Origin of the sequence: Arthrobacter sp. 2762, from assembly GCF_040548745.1 — a bacterium.
Classification (GTDB): domain Bacteria; phylum Actinomycetota; class Actinomycetes; order Actinomycetales; family Micrococcaceae; genus Arthrobacter.
The window spans coordinates 391,792-410,673 of sequence record NZ_JBEPSI010000002.1 but is presented as its reverse complement, the minus strand read 5'-3'; the positions used below and the strand labels follow the sequence as shown (position 1 = coordinate 410,673).

The following is an 18,882-nucleotide window of genomic DNA, read 5'->3' as shown; positions in this document are numbered from 1 at the left end:
GTTGGGGGTCCCGGACGCACGGAGGGCCTTGGGGTATACCCAAGGCCCTCCGTGCGTGTATGACGCGGCTGCTAGACCTCGTCGGCCAGAGTTCCCAGGTACAGCTGGATAACCTTGGGGTCCTTCATGAGCTCGCGCCCAGTGCCTGTGTAGGCGTCCTTCCCTTGGTCCAGGACGTAGCCGCGGTCGCAGATCTGCAGGCAACGGCGGGCGTTCTGTTCCACCATGATGACTGAGACGCCGGCGCGGTTGATCTCGTGGACCCGAAGGAAGGTCTCGTCCTGCTTGACGGGGGAGAGGCCTGCCGATGGCTCATCGAGCAGGAGTACCGCGGGATCCATCATGAGTGCCCGCCCCATGGCTACCATCTGGCGCTCACCTCCTGAGAGGGAACCGGCTCGCTGGGCACGTCGCTTGGCCAGTTCGGGGAAGAGGCTGGCAACGAAGTCGAAGCGCTCGGCGAATGCTTTGGGCCGTTGGAACATGCCCATCTGGAGGTTCTCTTCGATGGTGAGGGTGGCGAAGACGTTGTTGGTCTGGGGGACAAAGCCGACGCCCTGCGTGACAAGCTTGTTGGCTTTCAAGCCGGTGAGATCCTGACCCCGGACTATTACAGTGCCGGAGTGGACCTTGACCAAGCCGAACATGGCCTTCAGCAGGGTGGATTTACCGGCACCGTTGGGGCCAATAATGCCGATCAGTTCACCCTTGCGGGCCTCGATGGAGCAACCGTTGAGGATGTTGACGCCAGGAATGTAGCCCGCCACCAGGTTGGTGACTTTGACGACAGAATCGCTGGCCGGGGCATCTGCCGAGGCGGGCATTGCACTGGTGCTGCTCATTTCCCGTCCTCCTTCTTGGTTTCTACGATGTCGGACAGGATGCCTGCATCTTCGGTTCCCACCACCGACTCTTCGTCGGCCTCAAGTTCTGCCTCAAGCACCTTGATGCCTTCTGCGTCGCCGAGGTCAACGTCGTGGTGTGCGCCAAGGTAAGCATCGATCACGGCAGGGTTCTTCATGACTTCCCCGGGAGGGCCTTCGGCCACGATTTTTCCTTCTGCCATGACTACTACCCAGTCTGCGATGTGGCGCACCATGTTCATGTCGTGCTCCACGAACAGGACTGTCATGCCTTCAGCCTTGAGGTTTTTGATGTGGTCCAGGAGGGACTGGGTCAGTGCCGGGTTCACGCCGGCCATGGGCTCGTCGAGCATGACGAGCTTGGGCCTCACCATGAGGGACCGTGCCATCTCCAGGAGCTTACGCTGGCCGCCGGAGAGGGAAGCAGCGTAGTCATCCTTCTTGGTATCCAGCTTGAACTTCTCCAAGAGCACGTGTGCCTGTGCCGTGATTTCCTTCTCGCGGCCACCCCAGATGCCCTTGAACAGGGCTTTGGAAAGACGCTCGCCTGGCTGGTCCGCAGCACCGAGCCGCATGTTTTCCATGACTGTCAGCTTGCCCATGACCTTGGTCAGCTGGAATGTCCGCACCATGCCCATGCGCGCCACTTTGTAAGACGAGACGCCGGCAATGCTGTTTCCTTCGAACTGCCACTTGCCCGTGTTTGGCGTATCGAAGCCGGTGAGCAAGTTGAACAGGGTGGTCTTGCCGGCACCGTTGGGCCCAATCAATGCAGTGATCTTGTGGCGGGGGATCTCCAGGTATTCCACGTCCACGGCGTTGATGCCGCCGAAGGAACGGGTGACGTTTTCGGCCACGACAATAGGATCGCGCTTCTTGCAGCCCGGGGTGTTTTCCCCGACGGCAATGGGGCGCGAATCGGTCATGTAGTCGATCCCTGCCTCGTCGCTGGGGACGGCGCGGTGGGCAGAACTGCCAGAGCTACCAGTGCTGGAAGGGGTAGGCGGGTTGACTGGGTTGTTGCTGTTTGGTTCGTTGGTCTCACTCATGCGAAAGCAAGCTCCTTCTTATTGCCGAAGACGCCTTGCGGGCGGAAGATCATCAGGAGCATCAGTGCCACACCAACAAGGATGTAACGCAGCTGGCCGGCCTGAACGGTGGTCAGCCAGGTGATGACTCCGGATTCGATGAGCCCATAAAGCAGGCTCTGCGTCAGCGAGAGCACCACCCAGAAGATCATGGCCCCGATCACCGGGCCCAGGACAGTTGCCATGCCACCGAGCAGGAGACAGGTCCAGAGGAAGAACGTGAGCTCCGTGCCGTAGTTGGATGGTTGGACGGCGCCGCGGGGGAGGGTGAAGATCATGCCTGCAAGTGCACCCAGGATGCCGCCAATGATGAGGGCCTGCATCTTGTAGGAGTAGACATTCTTGCCGAGTGACCGCACAGCGTTCTCGTCCTCGCGGATGCCCTTCAGGACGCGGCCCCAAGGGCTGCGCATCAGCAGCCAGACCAGCAGGCAGCAGATAATGACCAGGCTCCAACCCACAACGCGGATGAAGAAGTCGCGGTTGTTCATGCCCATGTAGGACCCCTCGGGGAAGGGATTCATGGAGTAGAAGCCACCCTCGAACGCGGCCAGTCCGTTTGCCGAACCCGTGACGCTGGTGAGCTGGTTGGTAGTGACGACGTAGCGCACAATTTCCGCTGCTGCGATCGTGACGATAGCGAGGTAGTCCGCCCGCAAACGCAGTGTCGGAATACCCAGGATGAAGGCGAAGATCACCGAACACAGGACCGCGATGAGCAACCCGATGAAGAACGGCGTCTTGAAGGTCAACGTAGAGATGGCGAAACCGTAGGCTCCCACTGCCATGAATCCGGCCTGGCCGAAGTTCAACAGGCCTGAGTAGCCGAAGTGGACGGCGAGGCCCAAAGCAGCAAGTGCGTAGGCCGCCGTCGTCGGGCTGAACAATTCGCCAAGGGCGCTGGAAAGAATAAATCCGAAGTCCATGGCCCGCTCCTAACCCACACGCTCACGCCGGCCGAGGATACCCTGCGGTCGGAACAGAAGAACAACAATCATGATGAACAAAGCGCCAACGTACTTGAGGTCGGCGGGGAGGCCAAAGACGGTCGTCAACTCCACGAAGATACCGACGACGATGGAGCCGATCAGGGCACCGAAGACGGTTCCCAGACCACCGAGCGTCACGCCGGCGAAGATGAGCAGCAGGATTTGCGAGCCCATGTCGAACGTCACACCGGGCCGATAGTAGGCCCACAGGATGCCGCCGAGGGAAGCGAGGACGCCGCCGACGATCCATACGAGTCGGATGACCGAGTCGACGTCGATGCCCGAAGCCGCGGCCAGAGCCGGGTTGTCGGCCACCGCACGGGTTGCCTTACCGAGACGGGTCTTCAGCAGGACGATGCCGATCAGGGCAATCACCACGGCACTGATCAACAGGGACCAGAGGTTGTTCGGAGAGATGGAGATGGGCCCGATCTGGACCTCAGCGCTTTGGGCTCCGGGCAGTTGTTGGGTGGCGCCGCCGAAGAAGAACTGGATCACGTAGCGGATGGCCAGTGCCAGGCCGATGCTGACAATCATCATGGGGACCAAGCCCGAGCCGCGCCGCCTCAGTGGCCGCCAGAGTCCCGCATCCTGGACGTACCCGAAGAGCGCGCCGCCGATCAGGGACAGCAGGATGGCCAGCCAGAACGGCAAACCAAAACCGTTGAACATGAAGACCAGGACAGCACCCATGGTCACCATCTCGCCGTGGGCGAAGTTGGTGAGGCCTGTGGTGCCGAAGATGAGGGACAAGCCCACGGAGGCAAGGGCCAGCAGCAGGCCGAAACTCAGTCCTGCAACCAGGCGGTTGAGGAGGTTTTGGCCGAAGTCCTGTTGCTGGATGACGATGCCTTTGCCGAAAGCGAAGATCACCGACAGGTTGGACGTCTGGTTGAACGTGACATCGCGGGGATTCTCCTGGCCATCGGCAAGCTTGATGCCCTCCGGCAAGGTGGAGGTATCCAGCTCAACTCTGTACGTGCCCTGCACGGGGACACCTATGGTCCAGGCGCCGTTTGCTCCGGAGGTGGCTTCCCCTTCGAACCCGTTGCCCGAGGCCTTGATCTTCACGCCCGGTATGGGAGCACGGGCATCGTCGCGGAGGAAGCCGCTGATATTGTTCTGGAAATTCGTTGGGGATGGCGAAGGCGAGGGGGTGGTAGCCTCCGCCGAGGGGGCGGCGATCAACAGAGTGGCAATGAGGGCTGCGAAGAACGCCCCCACGGCTCTCTGCAGTCCCTTGGACCGTCTCATGGACGGGTCGCGCAGTGTGCTTCTCAAAATGGAAACCTCCACAGTGGGGGTGGTCCCGGCTGCGCCATTGCAGCCGGTGCGAACGGTCATGGGGCTTGTGAACAGTTCTTGCCTAGCTGCCTCGATTGTGATCTAAGTCACCCATGTGTGGCCTATGTTACCGCTCAGTGCGGCTAAAAAATGCACTGCATTGAGGTCAGAAGATAGCGATCGGATAACAACTGTGAAGCTATAGGCAACAGGCAATCTCCCACATTCGTGTCACGGTTGAGTTTCGTCTGGGTGAACAAGGGAACTTTCTGTGCCCTGGGCGCGTGGTAATTGGTACCGTGAATTATCACTTAGCCCTTTTCAGGAGGACACCCGCAATGGCACTTGGCGGAAACCCTATCTTCAACGGAAAGAATTTCCGTGGAGCAAAACAGGCACCGCCTGTTCCGCAAAATCCGTATTCCAACCCGTACGGCCAGCAGTTTAACCAGGCACCTGGCCGCGCGCCTGGACAGGTCCTCGATGCCCAGTCCGCTTGGTCCGCCTCGCAGCAGAACATGACCAACGAACAACTGCAGCAGATGTACAACCAGCCTGCAGCAGGACCCGCCGATACCGGCCGGATGACCTACGACGACGTCATCATGAAGACCGTCGCCTGCCTTGTTGCCCTGGTCATCGGCGCCGGCATCACGCTCTTTGTAGCGCCGGCCCTGTCCACCATGCTCATGATCGTCGGTGCACTGGGCGGTTTCGTCCTGGCGCTGGTCAACACCTTCAAGAAGCAGCCTTCTCCGGCACTGATTCTGGCGTATGCGGGCCTTGAAGGACTCTTCCTCGGTGGCCTGACCCGGATCCTTGACGGAATGTTCCCTGGCGTCGGCCTCCAAGCGGTCATCGGTACGCTGGCCGTCTTCGGCGTCACGCTGATGCTCTTCAAGAGCGGCAAGGTCCGCGCCACACCCAAGATGGTGCGCTTCTTCATGATCGCCACCATCGGCTACGCGGTCTTTGCGCTGATCAACCTCGTCATGATGTGGACCGGTGCGGTCCAGGAACCGTTCGGCCTCCGCACGAGTATCACCATTGCTGGCATCCCGCTGGGTGTCTTCATTGGCATCCTGGCCATTGGCCTGGCAGCTTTCTCGCTCATCATGGACTTCACCAGCATCGAAGAAGGCGTCCGTGCCGGCGCCCCTGAGCGCTACTCCTGGATCGCTGCCTTCGGCCTGACCGTCACCCTGGTTTGGCTCTACGTTGAAATCATTCGGCTTCTGGCGATTTTGCGGGGCGACGACTAAGTCCGCCCGAGTTCAGGAAAAATGCCCCCGGATTACTTCGGGGGCATTTTTCTTTAAACGGCGGGCTTGGTTTAAACAGGGGTGCTGCCCCAAGGGTGCCTCAGCTCAGGCGCTCGAACACCACAGCCATTCCCTGGCCGCCTCCCACGCATAGCGTGGCCAGGCCAAGGGTTCCGTCGCGTTCCTTCAAACCATTCAGGAGCGTGGTGGTCATGCGCGCGCCAGTCATGCCGAAGGGGTGCCCCAGGGCAATGGCTCCACCGTGGACGTTGAGCTTCTGTGGGTCGATGCCAAGTTCACGGGCGCTTGCAACGACTTGGACGGCAAAAGCTTCGTTGAGCTCCACGAGGTCGATATCGTCAATCGTCAGTCCTGCCAGTGCCAACGCCCGTCGCGTTGACTCAACTGGCCCCATGCCCATGAGTTCGGGCGAGAGGGCGGAGACGGCGGTGGAGACAACCCGGGCCAACGGTTGGAGTCCAAGCTCGCGTGCACGGGTGTCACTCATGACCAGGACGGCGGCGGCGCCATCGTTCAGTGGGCACGCATTCCCCGCGGTCACTGTGCCTTGGGGCCGGAAAGCGGGCTGCAGAGCGGATACAGCTTCCAAGTTCACTCCTGCCCTCGGGGAGTCGTCCCGGTCAACCAGGGTCCCGTCCTTGCGCGTGTACGGTGTGATCTCGCGGGCGTAGAAACCCGAGGCAATGGCTGCTTCGGCGCGATTCTGGCTCAGCACACCCCACTCGTCCTGCTCTGCCCGACCGATTCCGTAGCTGGTGGCGACGTTCTCGGCTGTCTGGCCCATGGCGATATAGATATCGGGAAGCCTGCCGCCAAGCCGCGGATCCGTCCAGGGAATGTTCGACGCCGCCCGGGCTGCTGTCCGCTGGGCTGCTGATTCGAAGAGCGGGTTGTGATTGCCGGCGTCGGTCTGTCCGGCCCCTGCCCAGTTCTGGTATCTCGAGACGCTCTCCACACCGGCCGAGATGATCGCGTTCGCTTCACCGGCTTTGACGGCGTGGAATGCCATGCGGAGAGTCTGCAGGCTGGACGCGCAGAACCGGTTGATGGTAGCCGCCGGTACGTGGTCCAGGCCTGCAAGGACAGCGACGATGCGGGCCATGTTGGAGCCCGCCTCGCCGCTGGGTTCGGCGCATCCCAGGAGGATGTCATCAAGGCCGCCTCCTTCTTCGGCGGCAGGATCGAAACCCGGAACTTTGGCGAGTGCAGCCTGCACCATGGCAGTAGCAAGGTCGTCGGGGCGTTCGTCCTTGAGGGAGCCTTTGAAGGCCCGCCCAATTGGACTTCTGGCAGTGGAAACGATGACAGCCTCAGTCATGGCCCCAGCTTACGCCCGGCGTCTGGGAGGAAGACGGGCGTAAGCCTGAGGGGTCAGGCCAAGCGAAGGGCGCCTGCTGCTGGAGTCACGGTGAAGATGTCCGGGGCGGTAAAACCGCTCTCCGCGAAGGAACGCACGACGGCGTCACGCACCTGCTGCTCCTGGCCTACCGGGGTCAGGGCGATGGCGGAGCCGCCGAAACCTCCGCCGGTCATGCGGGCGCCGATCGCGCCGTTGGCCCTGGATGTCTCCACGGCGAGGTCGAGCTCAGGGCAGGAGATCTCGAAGTCGTCGCGCATGGACACGTGGCTGGCATCCAGCAACGCGCCAATGCTGGCCGGGCCTTCGGTGTTGAGGATTTCCACGGTCTGGAGTACGCGGTCGTTTTCGGTGACCACGTGCCGGACCCTGCGAAGGGTTATCTCATCCAGCAGACCCGCCGCTTCCTCCAGGGATTCCACGCCGACGTCGCGCAGTGCTTTGACACCGAGGATTTCGGCACCCAACTCGCAGGAGGCGCGCCTGGAGGCGTAACCGCCGTCGGCGTGTGAATGCGACACCTTGGTGTCGATGACCAGCAGGACCAAGCCCGAGGCCTCGGCGTCGAAGGGGACCAGGTCAACGTGCTGGTCCCGGCAATCCAGGAACACAGCATGACCCTTGGCTCCGCGAAGTGAAGCTGACTGGTCCATGATGCCGGTGGGTGCGCCGACGAACACGTTCTCAGCGCGCTGGGTGGCGAGCACCAGATCCTCGGCGCCTAAACCTGCCCCGGTGAGGTCGTTGAGGGCGGAAATGACGGCACATTCGATAGCGTGGGAGGACGAGAGCCCGGCGCCCAGCGGAACGTCCGAATCCAGCAGCAGGTCAAAACCGGGAACGTCGATGCCACGCTCTTTCAAGGCCCAGGCAACCCCGAGGGGATAGCGTGACCAGCCTTCGCCGGAGCCCGGTTCCGCGCTGGAGAGTTCCGCCTCTACCAAGCCGTGACCACCGAACAGGGACAGCAGCCGCACCGTGGAGTCCGCACGGAGTCTGATTGCTACCTTGGCGGTCTTATCAATCGCGAATGGCAGGACGAAGCCCTCGTTGTAATCCGTGTGTTCACCGATCAGGTTCACGCGCCCCGGTGCCTGCCACACGCCGTCGGGAACTGAACCAAAGGTTTCCTGGAAGCGGGCAGAAAGCACGCTGGTGTCAGTGGTGGTGGTCATGCTCGGGTGCCTTCCAGGGTGTCGGCCAACCGTGTGGCGTCGGTGGTTGCAGCGACGTCGCGGAGTCGCTCCGCCACGGCTTCCGGGGTGGTGTCATTGATGAACGCTCCCATGGCTGCTTCAGAGCCTGCCAAGTACTTGAGCTTGTCGGCAGCGCGGCGCGGTGATGTCAGCTGGAGGTGCAACTGCCCGGCCGGCCGCAGGACCGGGTCCAGCGGTGCCTGGTGCCAAGCAGAGATGTACGGCATGGGGGTGGGGTAGAGGGCATCAAGCCGCTTCAGCAGGTCCAGGTAGACGTAGGAGAGCTCGTCGCGTTCTTCGCCCGTCAGGGCCGCGAGGTCAGGGACGCTGCGGTGGGGGACCAGATGGATTTCCAGAGGCCAGCGGGCTGCAAACGGCACGTAGGCGCTGAAGTGCTTGGCTTCCAGAACCATGCGGCTGCCATCCTCGCGTTCTGCCCTGAGGAGGGACGCGCCGAGCGTTTCTTTCGCGTCGACGTCGTCGTAGTACTTGCGGGCTACCGCGCCCAAAGTGGCGGCCCGGGGCGTGACGTAGGGGTACGCGTAAATCTGGCCGTGGGGGTGGTGCAGGGTGACTCCGATATCGGCGCCCCGGTTCTCGAATGGGAAGACCTGCTTGATGCCGGGCAGGGCGCTCAGTGCTTCTGTGCGTTGTGCCCAGGCCTCGATCACGGTGCGGGCGCGGGTCTCTCCCAATTCGGCGAAGGACCCTGTGTGCTGCGGCGTGAAGGCCACAACTTCGCAGCGGCCAAAGGCAGGCCCGGTGACGCCATGCCCGGCGGATCCATGACCGGGGATCTCCGGGATCTCGCCCAGCGCCGGTCCCAGTGAGGGGAATCGGTTTTCAAAAACCACGACGTCATAGTCCGAAGCGGGAATTTCCGAGGGATTCGCCGCGGTCGTGGGGCAGATAGGGCACTGGTCGGCCGGAGGAAGATGAGTACGGCTTTGGCGGTGGGCCGCCACAGCTACCCATTCGCCGGACAGGGCGTCGTACCTGACCTCGCCGGGCTCGCCACGCGCCGGAAGCTCGCGGTGGTCCACCAGTGAGTCCGGTGTGCGCTCAGGAGTTCCGGGGTCGTCAAAGTAGATCAACTCGCGGTTGTCAGCGAGGCGGGTGCGGGTCATGCGGCTCATGGGTCCATCATCCCACAAAGCAATCAAAAACGCATAGTTTCAAACAAAAGCTAACATCATGATTCTCTGGGAGCGGCAACGCATGCAGTACGGTATTGCCATGTCCGCCTCTTCGTCATCTGCCCAAAGCCCGGCCGAATCAGCACCCCGACGCTTCGCCACCGGCCGCCAATTCGAGCTTCGGCGGGATGATGCGCTCGCCATCGTCACCGAGCTTGCGGCAGGCCTTCGGCTGTACTCCCGCGGAGGCGTCCAACTCACCGAAAGTTACGGTGACGCCAAGATTCCGCCAGGCGCCACGGGCATCACGCTCGCCCCGTGGGCCAACCGGGTGGAGGACGGAGTCTGGTATCTCAACGGCAAAAAGCAGCAGCTCGATATCACCGAGGTCTCACGCAACAACGCCAGCCACGGACTGCTCCGGAACACCGGCTACACCCTGGTGGACGAGTCTGAGTTCTCAGTGACACTGGAAGCAACCGTCTTCCCCCAGCACGGCTACCCTTTCCTTGTCCGGCACATCGTTCGGTATGAACTCGACGAAAACCTGGACCTTCGTGTCTCACAGACGATGGTCAACGATTCCCAGGACGACGCACCCGTCGTCCTGGGCGCCCACCCCTATCTTCGACTGGGCGAGGTAGCCCCCGAAGATTTGGTCCTGACCGTCAAAGCCGACACCCGCCTGGTAGCGGACGAACGATTGATTCCCCGCAGCACCGCTGCGGTGGAGGGAGACTTTGACCTTTCTGCTGGTCGCGCGGTGGGCAGCTTGGACATCGACGTCGCCTTGACGGACCTGACGTTCGACGGCGGCGTGGCCCGGCATACGCTGACGGCGCCGGATGGACGCAGCGTGTCACTCGAGCAGGACCAGAGCTGCCAGTATGTTCACGTGTTCGTCACGGACACCTTCCCTGGCCGATCAAAAGTAGTCGCTATTGAGCCCATGACCGGTCCAGCCAATGCCTTTAACAGCGGGGATGGTTTGCGTTGGCTTGTGCCAGGGGAGACGTTCACCATGACGTGGGGGATAACGGCCTCCGTCTAGGCCATGTGCGCGGCGGGCCGGTTTCCCATACGGGGCGGCCTGCGGAATTATGGGTTCATGACGCCAACACCGGACGCCAAATCACGTTCTGACCGACAAATTGCCCAAGACATTCCCTACGGGGTGCGCATTGCGGCCGCGTGGTCGTGGCGGATGGGCCTGATCCTGCTGATGATCGGCGCCCTGGTCTGGTTGCTGGGCAAGGTCAGCTTTCTCATCATTCCGGTCATGGTCGCTGCGCTCTTGGCCGGACTCCTCTACCCGGTGGTGCTCTGGCTGCGCAAGCGGAATCTGCCCAACGGTGCAGCCGTGGCCATTACAGTGCTGGGTTTCATCGGGGTAATCGGAGGTGCCCTTGCCCTGGTAGGCAGGCAGCTTGTCTCAGGATTCGGGGAGCTTTGGACGGAGGCACTCACAGGAATCCAACAGATCCAGGACTGGCTGGCAGCCGGACCCCTGCACCTGACGGCCGCCCAAATCGACCAGTACATTTCAGACGGTGCCACTGCCCTGCAGGACAACAGCAGCACCATCCTCAGCGGCGCCCTGTCCTTTGGCAGCACTGCGGGACACTTTGCGGCCGGCCTGGTGCTGGCACTCTTTATTCTGATTTTCTTCCTGCTGGAAGGAAGCCGGATCTGGGGGTTCCTGGTCCGGCTTCTGCCCAAGACAGCCCGGAGGGCCGCTGATGGTGCCGGACGTCGCGGCTGGACCTCCATGGTCAGCTATGTGCGGATCCAAATGTTCGTTGCCTTCATCGACGCCGTGGGTATCGGAGCCGGTGCCGCGATCATCCAGGTTCCCCTCGCGCTTCCACTGGCTGTCCTGGTGTTCATTGGTTCGTTCATTCCCGTAGTGGGTGCGCTGGTTACTGGTGCAATCGCCGTCCTGCTGGCCCTTGTGGCGAACGGACCCGTCAATGCGCTGATCATGCTGGCCATCGTCCTGCTTGTCCAGCAGCTTGAAAGCCATATCCTGCAGCCGCTGGTCATGGGTAGGGCTGTGGCGCTTCATCCCGTGGCGGTGATCCTTTCGGTAGCTGCCGGATCCTATCTCGCGGGCATTCCCGGCGCGCTGTTCGCAGTGCCGCTGCTCGCCGTAGTAAACACGGCGGTTCGCTACATTGCCGGCCGGACGTGGGAACATGATGAAGGATTGGGCGCGGCTGAGCTGCAGCCTGGAGCCGCGTCGTCGGAAACCGATGGCGACTCCAACTTCAAGGAAGTCCACCTTCCGCGAGCCGGATCCCGCAGCGGCAGCAGCGCTGCCGGCAAGACCAAGGCCGCAGATAACACCTCCGTCCAGGAGCCTGCAGTTGACACCAACAAAGGAGAATAGTCAGTGAATACCCTCGATACCCTGCCCGTCACGCTGGACGATGTCCTCAAGGCGCAGGAGCTGCTCGAGGGCATTATTACCAAGACTCCAGTGGAGTCGTCCCGGGCGTTGGGCAGCCTCGTGGGCGGCAATGTTTTCTTCAAATGCGAGAACCTGCAGCGTGCCGGATCCTTCAAAGTCCGCGGCGCCTACGTACGGATGGCGCGCCTGACTGATGCCGAGAAGAAGCGCGGTGTGGTGGCTGCCTCGGCAGGCAACCACGCGCAGGGCGTAGCCGTCGCCGCAAAGAGCCTGGGCATCAACGCGCGCATTTATATGCCGCTCGGTGTCGCGCTTCCCAAGCTTGCAGCAACGCGCAGCCATGGTGCCGAAGTCATCCTGCACGGCCACAACGTGGATGAGGCACTGGCCGAAGCCCAGCGCTACGCCAACGAAACGGGGGCAGTCTTTGTGCACCCCTTTGACAACGTGGATGTCGTCGCCGGCCAAGGCACCATCGGACTGGAAATCCTGGAACAGATCCCCAACGTGGACACCATTCTCATGGGCGTCGGCGGCGGAGGACTTCTTGCAGGCGTCGCAGTGGCCATCAAGGCCAAGGCCAAGGAGCTCGGTCGCGAGATCCGTGTCATCGGCGTACAAGCGGAAAATGCGGCCGCCTACCCTCCGTCCCTCGCTGCGGACGCCCTGGTGCCGCTCAAAAAGGTTTCGACCATGGCCGACGGCATCGCGGTGGGACGGCCAGGGCAGCTTCCTTTCAGCATCATCCGCGAGCTCGTGGACGATGTTGTGACTGTGAGCGAGGATTCCCTTGCCCGGGCCCTGATCTTCCTGCTGGAACGGGCCAAGATGGTCGTGGAGCCGGCAGGCGCGGTGGGAGTAGCCGCGCTGATGGATGGCAAGATCGAAAACCCGGGGAACACCGCCGTCGTGCTTTCCGGTGGCAACATCGATCCGATGCTGATGCTCAAAGTTATCCAGCGTGGTCTCTCGGCTGCGGGCCGGTTCATGACGGTTCGAATGATGCTGGATGACCGCCCGGGCTCATTGGCGACGATCGCCCGCATCATTGCCGAAAACGACGCCAACGTCACTGGCCTTGATCACACGCGACTGGGTGGCTCCATCAGCATGGGCGATGTCTCCATCACCATCAACCTGGAAACGAAGGGCCACGAACACGGCGAACAGGTCCTCGGCGCCTTGAGGGCCGAGGGCTTCCAGCCGATCGTGGTGCACTGACGGGAGTCGCATATGGTGCTCGAAACGCCTGACGGATCCAAGGCCGAGGCCAAGGAGACACTCGCGGGCCGAGCCAAGGGCGGCCTGCTGTTCATGGGCAGCTTCGTTATCCTGCTGTACGTGATCGAGTTCCTGAACACGCTGACGAGGCATGGCCTTAACAGTACTTTTGGGCTTCGATCCCGCAGCATGGACGGAGTGCTGGACATCCTGACGTTTCCGTTGCTGCACGCGAACCTCAACCACTTGCTGTCCAACACCCTGCCCCTCGTCATCTTCGGCTTCCTGGTTTTCCTGGCCGGCATCAGGGTCTTCCTCACTGCCTTGGCCTTCAGCTGGCTGGGTTCGGGACTCATGGTGTGGCTTATCGGCGGGGGAGGCGTGACAGTGGGGGCGTCCGGGCTGGTGTTCGGGTTCTTCGCGTTCCTGCTGGTCAGGGGATTCTTCAACAGGAGCTGGTGGCAGATCCTGCTGTCCGTGGTCCTCTTCATGGCGTATGGCAGCATCCTCTTTGGGGTGCTGCCCACCGTCATGGGCTTCATTTCGTGGCAGGCCCATTTGGGCGGCGCCATTGGAGGGATCATCGCAGCCGTCCTGTTGCGTCCGAAACCCGAGCCCACCATCTGACCCATCTGAGTCGCATTTGTGCGCGTTATGAGCTCTCAAAACGCGCACTGCTGCGACCCAGTTGGGTAGCCCGGCACGAAAAACGCCGGCCCACCCTGCGAAGGGGTGGACCGGCGTCGGGCTTTTTCGCGCTGCTTAGGCGACGTACGGCTTGGCGGAAACGATCTCCACCGGAATTTCCTTGCCGTTGGGGGCGGTGTAGCTGAGCTTGTCGCCCTCCTTGTGGCCGATGATGGCGGCACCCAGCGGAGACTTCTCGCTGAAGACATCGAGGTCGGAGTCGCCCGCGATCTCGCGGGAGCCGAGCAGGAACGTCTCTTCGTCCCCGGCGATGCGAGCGACAACCAACATGCCGGGCTCTACGATTCCGTCATCGGCAGGGGCTTCGCCCACCTGGGCATCGCGCAGGAGCGCGGTGAGCTGACGGATGCGGGCTTCAATCTTGCCCTGCTCTTCCTTGGCTGCGTGGTATCCGCCGTTTTCCTTGAGGTCGCCTTCTTGGCGGGCGGCTTCGATCTTCTGGACGATTTCCGCCCGGCCAGCGCCGGAAAGGTGGTCCAGCTCAGCCTTCAAGCGGTCGAAAGCTTCCTGGGTAAGCCAAGCTGCTGTGGCGCTGTTGGTGGTAGACACGGATTTCTCCTCTTGATCTGACAAAGCAAAGACCCCGCCGAGGTGGCCACTCGTGAAACTCAGTAACCAACTTAACGGGGTGAAGGTTTCATCCATTGTAGTAAATCCTCTGGACGAACCCAAACTGGTTGAGTTGTGGGTCACACGATTGTTATTTCCCGCTGTCCACGATCCAGCAATTATCCACTACCCCGGAGACAGCGGGGGACTCGGTTCTCAATAGGGTGCGCTGGGCTGTTGTGCTGCCGCCGTCGGCACCGTCCTTGGGCTCATTAGGGCCGATCTCAACCACTTTCCAGCCCACCACCGCAAACTTGGAATCCATGGCCTTCACGGCACATTTGGCCGTGGCTCCCGGGTATTTGGTGACCTGGAAATCGACCTCGGCTCGTGTGCCATCCACAGTGCTGTATCCGATGTCCTTGAAGGTCACCGGGGCTTGTGCAGAGGACGTAGCTACCCATGCGGCGAACACAATTCCAAGGACCAGGGCCACGATGACGATGTTCCGCTTCGATGTACGGGTCAAGCCGCGCTTTTGACGACCGTAGCGATTGGCTAGGCTGTTGCTTGCCGGTAGTTCGTTGGCCGATAGGTCCTCTGAAGTCACCTATCCAGTTTAGTGCGGATCCCGGCGCCTCCTGCACAGTCCTGATTTTGCACCATCCATGAAAGAGGAGCCGTCAAGTGACAGCGTCCAGCAGTTCCGAGCAGCAGCTGCGGCTGCTCGCCGTCCACGCTCATCCGGATGATGAATCCAGCAAAGGTGCAGCGACCATGGCGATGTATGCCGCTGCAGGAGTAGACGTCATGGTCGCCACCTGCACTGATGGATCCAGGGGGGATATCCAGAACCCTGGCATGGTGGACGCTCCGCACCCCAAGCGCGACATGGCGGGTGCCCGCCGGTTGGAAATGGCCAATGCGGCCGCCGTGCTTGGCATTCGGCAGCGATGGCTTGGCTTTGTGGACTCGGGCCTGCCAGAGGGCGATCCCCTTCCACCGCTTCCGCCGGGATGCTTTGCCTTGCAGCCGTTGGAGCGGGCCACGGCTCCGCTGGTCCGTCTGGTCCGCGACTTCAAGCCGCACGTCATCATCAGCTATGACGAAAACGGTGGCTATCCGCACCCGGACCACATCATGGCCCACAAAGTTGCCGTGGAGGCGTTTGAGGCAGCGGGTGACGCCGCGCGCTATCCGGAAACAGGGGAGCCATGGGCGCCCAGCAAGCTCTACTACGACCGCGCCTTCAGCCCCGAACGCTTCCGTGCACTGCACTTTGCGCTGGAAGAGGCCGGGCTGCAGTCGCCCTATGCTGAGCGGCTCGCGGCGTGGCTTGAGGCAGACGCCGAGGGCCACACTCCTCCTGCTCCCACGCACCAGACCACCACGCAGGTGGATTGCGGTGACTTCTTCGAGGCGCGCGATGACGCTCTTCGGGCGCACCGGACACAGATCGATCCCATGGGTTTCTTCTTTGCGGTCTCACCTGACCTGCAGCGGAAGGCATGGCCTTGGGAGGACTACACGCTGATCAAGTCCCGGGTGCCCACGGAACTGCCCGAAAAGGATCTCTTTGCGGGGATAAGATAAGTATTGCCACTAGTTTCTATCGTTTGTAGAAATCGCCGGCGGCCATTGAACTGCCCGGCTCCGCGCTGAAGCCAGCTGGCATGCATAAGCTCCCATAGAAGGTTTGAACGTGCACCACTTGATCCTCGCCCTGACCGTCAGTCCGTCGCCGGACCCTACCGGGACGCTGCGGCCTGGCCTGTCCGAGGACCAGGTGACGCCCGGGACCTGGGGCTTCGTCCTCACGGCCTTCATCGTGATCCTCACTACGTTCCTCATCGTGGACATGGTTCGCCGTATCCGCCGGGTTCGGTACCGTGCGCAGGTGGAGGAGGCACGCTTGGCTGCGGAAGCCGGAACCCTTGATAGTGCGGGCGGCGACGCCGGCACTACGGATGAGAACGGCGATGCCGCTCCCGGAAGCCGCTGACCCACGCGGAAGCAACTGGCCCGGGGCTGCGAATGTCCTGGGTTCGGAGCCGTCTGCCTATTTGCGCCAACACGCAGGTAACCCGGTCTTCTGGCGTCCTTTCGGCGACGAAGCGTTCGCCCTTGCCGCAGCCCGGGATGTCCCCGTCTTCCTCTCCATCGGATATGCGGCCTGCCACTGGTGCCATGTCATGGCCCATGAATCCTTTGAAGACCAGGAGACTGCGGACTACCTCAATGCCCACTTCGTGCCAGTCAAAGTGGACCGTGAAGAACGGCCGGACGTCGATTCTGTCTACATGACGGCCACGCAGGCCATCAGCGGCGAGGGCGGCTGGCCAATGTCCGTTTTCCTGACTCCGGAGGGCCTCGCCTTCCATGCGGGCACGTACTTCCCGCCCGTTCCCTTGCCTGGACGGCCGTCCTTCCGAAACGTGCTTGAAGCGGTCCATAAGGCGTGGGTTGAGCGCCGCGAAGCCGTTGAGCAAAACGCGAGGGGACTGGCCGCGAACATGGCCAACGCCCAGCTGTCGTCTGCCGTTCGGCTTGACGGCCCGCCTGAGGTGGTGGATGCCCAGCTGCTTTCGGATGCAGTAAGGGTTTTGGCTCGCTCTGAAGACCCCGACGCCGGTGGGTTCGGCAGCGCTCCCAAGTTTCCGCCGTCGGCGGTTCTTGAGTTCCTCATCCGCCACGCAGCGGCACTGTCGGAGACTGCGGAGGATGCGCGGGACATGGCTGGGCGGGCGCTGGCGGGGATGGCGCGTTCGGCATTGTGCGACCAACTCGACGGCGGTTTCGCCCGGTACTCGGTTACGGCGGATTGGTCCGTGCCGCACTTCGAGAAAATGCTCTACGACAATGCCCAGCTTCTGCGCGTCTACGCTCACTGGGTGCGGCTTGGGGGCAATGAGGTGTTCTCCGCTGAGGAGGCGGCGGAGGTAGCGTCCAGGTGCGGGGATTGGATGCTGGCCTCACTGGGGCTGCCTGGGGGTGGACTGGCTTCATCATTGGATGCCGATACCGTGGTGGACGGTGTGCACCATGAAGGCGCAGCGTACCTCTGGACGCCCGCATCCTTGCTGGAAGTCCTCGGCCGCGGTGACGCCGAGGAGGTGGCCCGCATGATGAATATTGGCGCCCAAGGGACCGTCTCGGAATGGGGTTCACCCCTGCATGCCGGGCGGCATCTGTCCGTTCCTGAATCCACGCTTTGGCGCCGCGTCAGGCCCGCGCTCCTGGCCGCGCGCGATCTCCGGAACCAGCCCGCCCGGGACGAGAAAGTTGTGGCGGGTTGGAACGGGCTCGCGATCGCGGGGCTTGCCCAGGCCGGAGCGGTGCTGGACCGCCCGGACCTTGTGGCTGCAGCTGAGAATGTTGCGGAGTATCTCGAGACCGTGCACTGGGACGCCGAACGGGGGCTGCTGGTCCGGGTCTCGCACAATTCCAAGCCCCGGGGGATCGGCGGACTCCTGGAAGACTACGCATTCTGCGGAGAGGGCCTGTTCTCCCTGTACGCCATGACGGGAAAAAAGCGCTGGTACCGTCTCGCGGAAGACCTCATCCGGGCCGCTGAAGCGCGTTTTGTCGAAGATGGACACCTCGCCGATTCGGCCGGGGAATCGGCCCAGGTGTTCAACGCCCAAGGGCAACGCGCTGCACTTGATCCGTTCGACAATGCCACGCCCAGCGGGGCTGCCGGATTTGCCGGGGTGCTGCTGACGTATTCGGCGTACTCAGGCTCGCACGCCCACCGCCTCATGGCAGGGAACATCCTGGGCCTGCTTCCTCCGCTGGCCACACGAGCGCCCCGCGCTGCCGGGTGGCTCCTTGCTACGGCGCAGGCCGCGCTGGCGGGGCCGGTGGAGGCCGCCGTCGCTGGTCCCGACTCGTCATTGCGGCAGGCAGTGCACGGCGCGCTTTTGAAGTCCGCCAGCCCGGGCCTGGTGGTCGCGTTGCAAGAGAACGACGCCGCGTCCCCGGCTGGTGAGGGCGAGGTTCCGCTGCTGGTTCATCGCACGGGTGCGCCTGACGGCTCGCCACAAGTGTATTTGTGCCGGGATATGGTGTGCGAGAGGCCTGTGGGGACGGTTGCGGAGGTGCAATCAATGCTTGCGCGGATGACCTCCGACGCTAGCTGAGGACTGCCAACATGATGGCGACGAAGTGGGCCGCGAATGCCAGCACAGTGAAGGCATGGAAGAGTTCGTGGAACCCGAAGTGTTGGACGCTGAAATTAGGCTTCTTAATGGCATAGAAGACCGCGCCGACTATATAGAGGGCGCCGCCAACGCAGATGAGGGTGGCAGAGGCGGCATTCGCTGTGAAGAACTCGGGAAGGTAAAAGAGCGCCCCGCAGCCCAGCGCAATATAGATCGGGACGTATAACCAACGCGGAGCGTCGGTCCACAGAACCCGGAACAGCACCCCGGCTATGGCCGCGGACCAGATGATCCACAGCAACGTGACCGCCTGGGAGCGCTCCAGGAGCGACCAAGCCAGCGGCGTATAGCTTCCGGCGATCACCAACATGATGTTCGTGTGGTCCAGGCGCTTGAGCACCAGCCGGGTCTTCGGGGACCAGTTTCCGCGATGGTAAACGGCGCTGACACCGAAGAGAAGGACGCCTGTTACCGCATAGATCGTGGACGTGATCTTTCGGTCGGCTGTGGGGGCAAGAGCCACCAGAACGATTCCAGCCGCGAGGGCGAAAGGGGCGGCAACGGCGTGGATCCAACCACGCCATGCGGGCTTGATAGTGAGCAGCTCGGCCATCATTAAAGAGTAACCTACGCTTCAG

General features: G+C 62.3%; 18 protein-coding genes. 8 read left to right on the top strand and 10 right to left on the bottom strand.

From position 1 onward, the window contains the following. Window positions 1–71 precede the first annotated feature (71 nt). Genes ABIE18_RS05830 through ABIE18_RS05815 form a run of 4 tightly spaced genes read right to left on the bottom strand, consistent with a single transcriptional unit; the run spans window position 72 to window position 4,284 of the window. Window positions 72–842, bottom strand: a complete 771-nt coding sequence (locus tag ABIE18_RS05830) for an ABC transporter ATP-binding protein (protein ID WP_431119032.1) — start codon at window positions 840–842, stop codon at window positions 72–74. Next, complete coding sequence (locus tag ABIE18_RS05825; RefSeq protein ID WP_499721716.1) at window positions 839–1,912, bottom strand: ABC transporter ATP-binding protein; 1,074 nt, start codon at window positions 1,910–1,912, stop codon at window positions 839–841. Before ABIE18_RS05825 ends, ABIE18_RS05830 begins: the two co-directional genes overlap by 4 nt. Continuing rightward, window positions 1,909–2,877 carry a branched-chain amino acid ABC transporter permease gene (locus ABIE18_RS05820; protein ID WP_499721715.1) on the bottom strand — a complete coding sequence of 323 codons (969 nt, stop codon included), beginning with the start codon at window positions 2,875–2,877 and terminating at the stop codon, window positions 1,909–1,911. The genes ABIE18_RS05825 and ABIE18_RS05820 overlap by 4 nt, the downstream gene beginning before the upstream one ends. 9 nt (window positions 2,878–2,886) lie before the next feature. Beyond that, on the bottom strand, window positions 2,887–4,284 hold the full coding sequence (locus ABIE18_RS05815; RefSeq protein WP_499721713.1) for a branched-chain amino acid ABC transporter permease: 1,398 nt from the start codon (window positions 4,282–4,284) through the stop codon (window positions 2,887–2,889). A 278-nt stretch (window positions 4,285–4,562) separates the two neighbouring features. On the opposite strand from ABIE18_RS05815, the gene ABIE18_RS05810 reads away from it, so the two are divergent. Beyond that, window positions 4,563–5,486, top strand: coding sequence for a Bax inhibitor-1/YccA family protein (locus tag ABIE18_RS05810; RefSeq protein WP_499721712.1), 924 nt, complete (start codon window positions 4,563–4,565; stop codon window positions 5,484–5,486). Window positions 5,487–5,586: 100 nt separating this feature from the next. On the opposite strand, the gene ABIE18_RS05805 is transcribed toward ABIE18_RS05810, so the two are convergent. The 3 genes from ABIE18_RS05805 to galT are packed head-to-tail and all read right to left on the bottom strand — an operon-like array spanning window position 5,587 to window position 9,196. Then, on the bottom strand, window positions 5,587–6,825 hold the full coding sequence (locus ABIE18_RS05805; protein ID WP_499721711.1) for an acetyl-CoA C-acetyltransferase: 1,239 nt from the start codon (window positions 6,823–6,825) through the stop codon (window positions 5,587–5,589). Between the two features lie 53 nt (window positions 6,826–6,878). Beyond that, window positions 6,879–8,039, bottom strand: coding sequence for a galactokinase (gene galK, locus ABIE18_RS05800; RefSeq protein WP_499721710.1), 1,161 nt, complete (start codon window positions 8,037–8,039; stop codon window positions 6,879–6,881). After that, window positions 8,036–9,196 carry a galactose-1-phosphate uridylyltransferase gene (gene galT, locus ABIE18_RS05795; protein ID WP_499721709.1) on the bottom strand — a complete coding sequence of 387 codons (1,161 nt, stop codon included), beginning with the start codon at window positions 9,194–9,196 and terminating at the stop codon, window positions 8,036–8,038. The genes galK and galT overlap by 4 nt, the downstream gene beginning before the upstream one ends. A gap of 82 nt (window positions 9,197–9,278) precedes the next feature. On the opposite strand from galT, the gene ABIE18_RS05790 reads away from it, so the two are divergent. The 4 genes from ABIE18_RS05790 to ABIE18_RS05775 are packed head-to-tail and all read left to right on the top strand — an operon-like array spanning window position 9,279 to window position 13,454. Then, window positions 9,279–10,247, top strand: coding sequence for an aldose 1-epimerase family protein (locus ABIE18_RS05790; RefSeq protein ID WP_499721877.1), 969 nt, complete (start codon window positions 9,279–9,281; stop codon window positions 10,245–10,247). A gap of 57 nt (window positions 10,248–10,304) precedes the next feature. After that, window positions 10,305–11,585: an AI-2E family transporter gene (locus ABIE18_RS05785; protein WP_499721707.1), complete on the top strand. Its 1,281-nt coding sequence runs from the start codon at window positions 10,305–10,307 to the stop codon at window positions 11,583–11,585. A gap of 3 nt (window positions 11,586–11,588) precedes the next feature. Then, window positions 11,589–12,827: a threonine ammonia-lyase gene (ilvA, locus tag ABIE18_RS05780; RefSeq protein WP_498701881.1), complete on the top strand. Its 1,239-nt coding sequence runs from the start codon at window positions 11,589–11,591 to the stop codon at window positions 12,825–12,827. A 12-nt stretch (window positions 12,828–12,839) separates the two neighbouring features. Then, window positions 12,840–13,454 carry a rhomboid family intramembrane serine protease gene (locus ABIE18_RS05775; RefSeq protein ID WP_499721706.1) on the top strand — a complete coding sequence of 205 codons (615 nt, stop codon included), beginning with the start codon at window positions 12,840–12,842 and terminating at the stop codon, window positions 13,452–13,454. A gap of 135 nt (window positions 13,455–13,589) precedes the next feature. Here the strand turns inward: ABIE18_RS05775 and greA are convergent, their stop codons facing one another. Next, on the bottom strand, window positions 13,590–14,084 hold the full coding sequence (gene greA / locus ABIE18_RS05770) for a transcription elongation factor GreA (RefSeq protein WP_216924913.1): 495 nt from the start codon (window positions 14,082–14,084) through the stop codon (window positions 13,590–13,592). 151 nt (window positions 14,085–14,235) lie between these two features. Further along, complete coding sequence (locus ABIE18_RS05765; protein ID WP_499721704.1) at window positions 14,236–14,694, bottom strand: DUF4307 domain-containing protein; 459 nt, start codon at window positions 14,692–14,694, stop codon at window positions 14,236–14,238. 77 nt (window positions 14,695–14,771) lie between these two features. Here ABIE18_RS05765 and mca point away from each other — a divergent pair, with 77 nt between their 5' ends. The 3 genes from mca (at window position 14,772) to ABIE18_RS05750 (ending at window position 18,223) form a co-directional block, all read left to right on the top strand. After that, window positions 14,772–15,677: a mycothiol conjugate amidase Mca gene (gene mca / locus ABIE18_RS05760; RefSeq protein WP_499721703.1), complete on the top strand. Its 906-nt coding sequence runs from the start codon at window positions 14,772–14,774 to the stop codon at window positions 15,675–15,677. Window positions 15,678–15,786: 109 nt separating this feature from the next. After that, a complete protein-coding gene (locus ABIE18_RS05755) occupies window positions 15,787–16,086 on the top strand; it encodes a hypothetical protein (RefSeq protein WP_477515225.1) in 300 nt (99 codons plus the stop codon). Next, on the top strand, window positions 16,064–18,223 hold the full coding sequence (locus tag ABIE18_RS05750; RefSeq protein ID WP_499721702.1) for a thioredoxin domain-containing protein: 2,160 nt from the start codon (window positions 16,064–16,066) through the stop codon (window positions 18,221–18,223). Before ABIE18_RS05755 ends, ABIE18_RS05750 begins: the two co-directional genes overlap by 23 nt. On the opposite strand, the gene trhA is transcribed toward ABIE18_RS05750, so the two are convergent. Continuing rightward, entirely contained in the window at window positions 18,216–18,860 is a 645-nt protein-coding gene (trhA, locus tag ABIE18_RS05745) for a PAQR family membrane homeostasis protein TrhA (protein ID WP_499721700.1), read from the bottom strand. The two genes, ABIE18_RS05750 and trhA, sit on opposite strands and share 8 nt — an antisense overlap. Window positions 18,861–18,882: the final 22 nt, after the last annotated feature.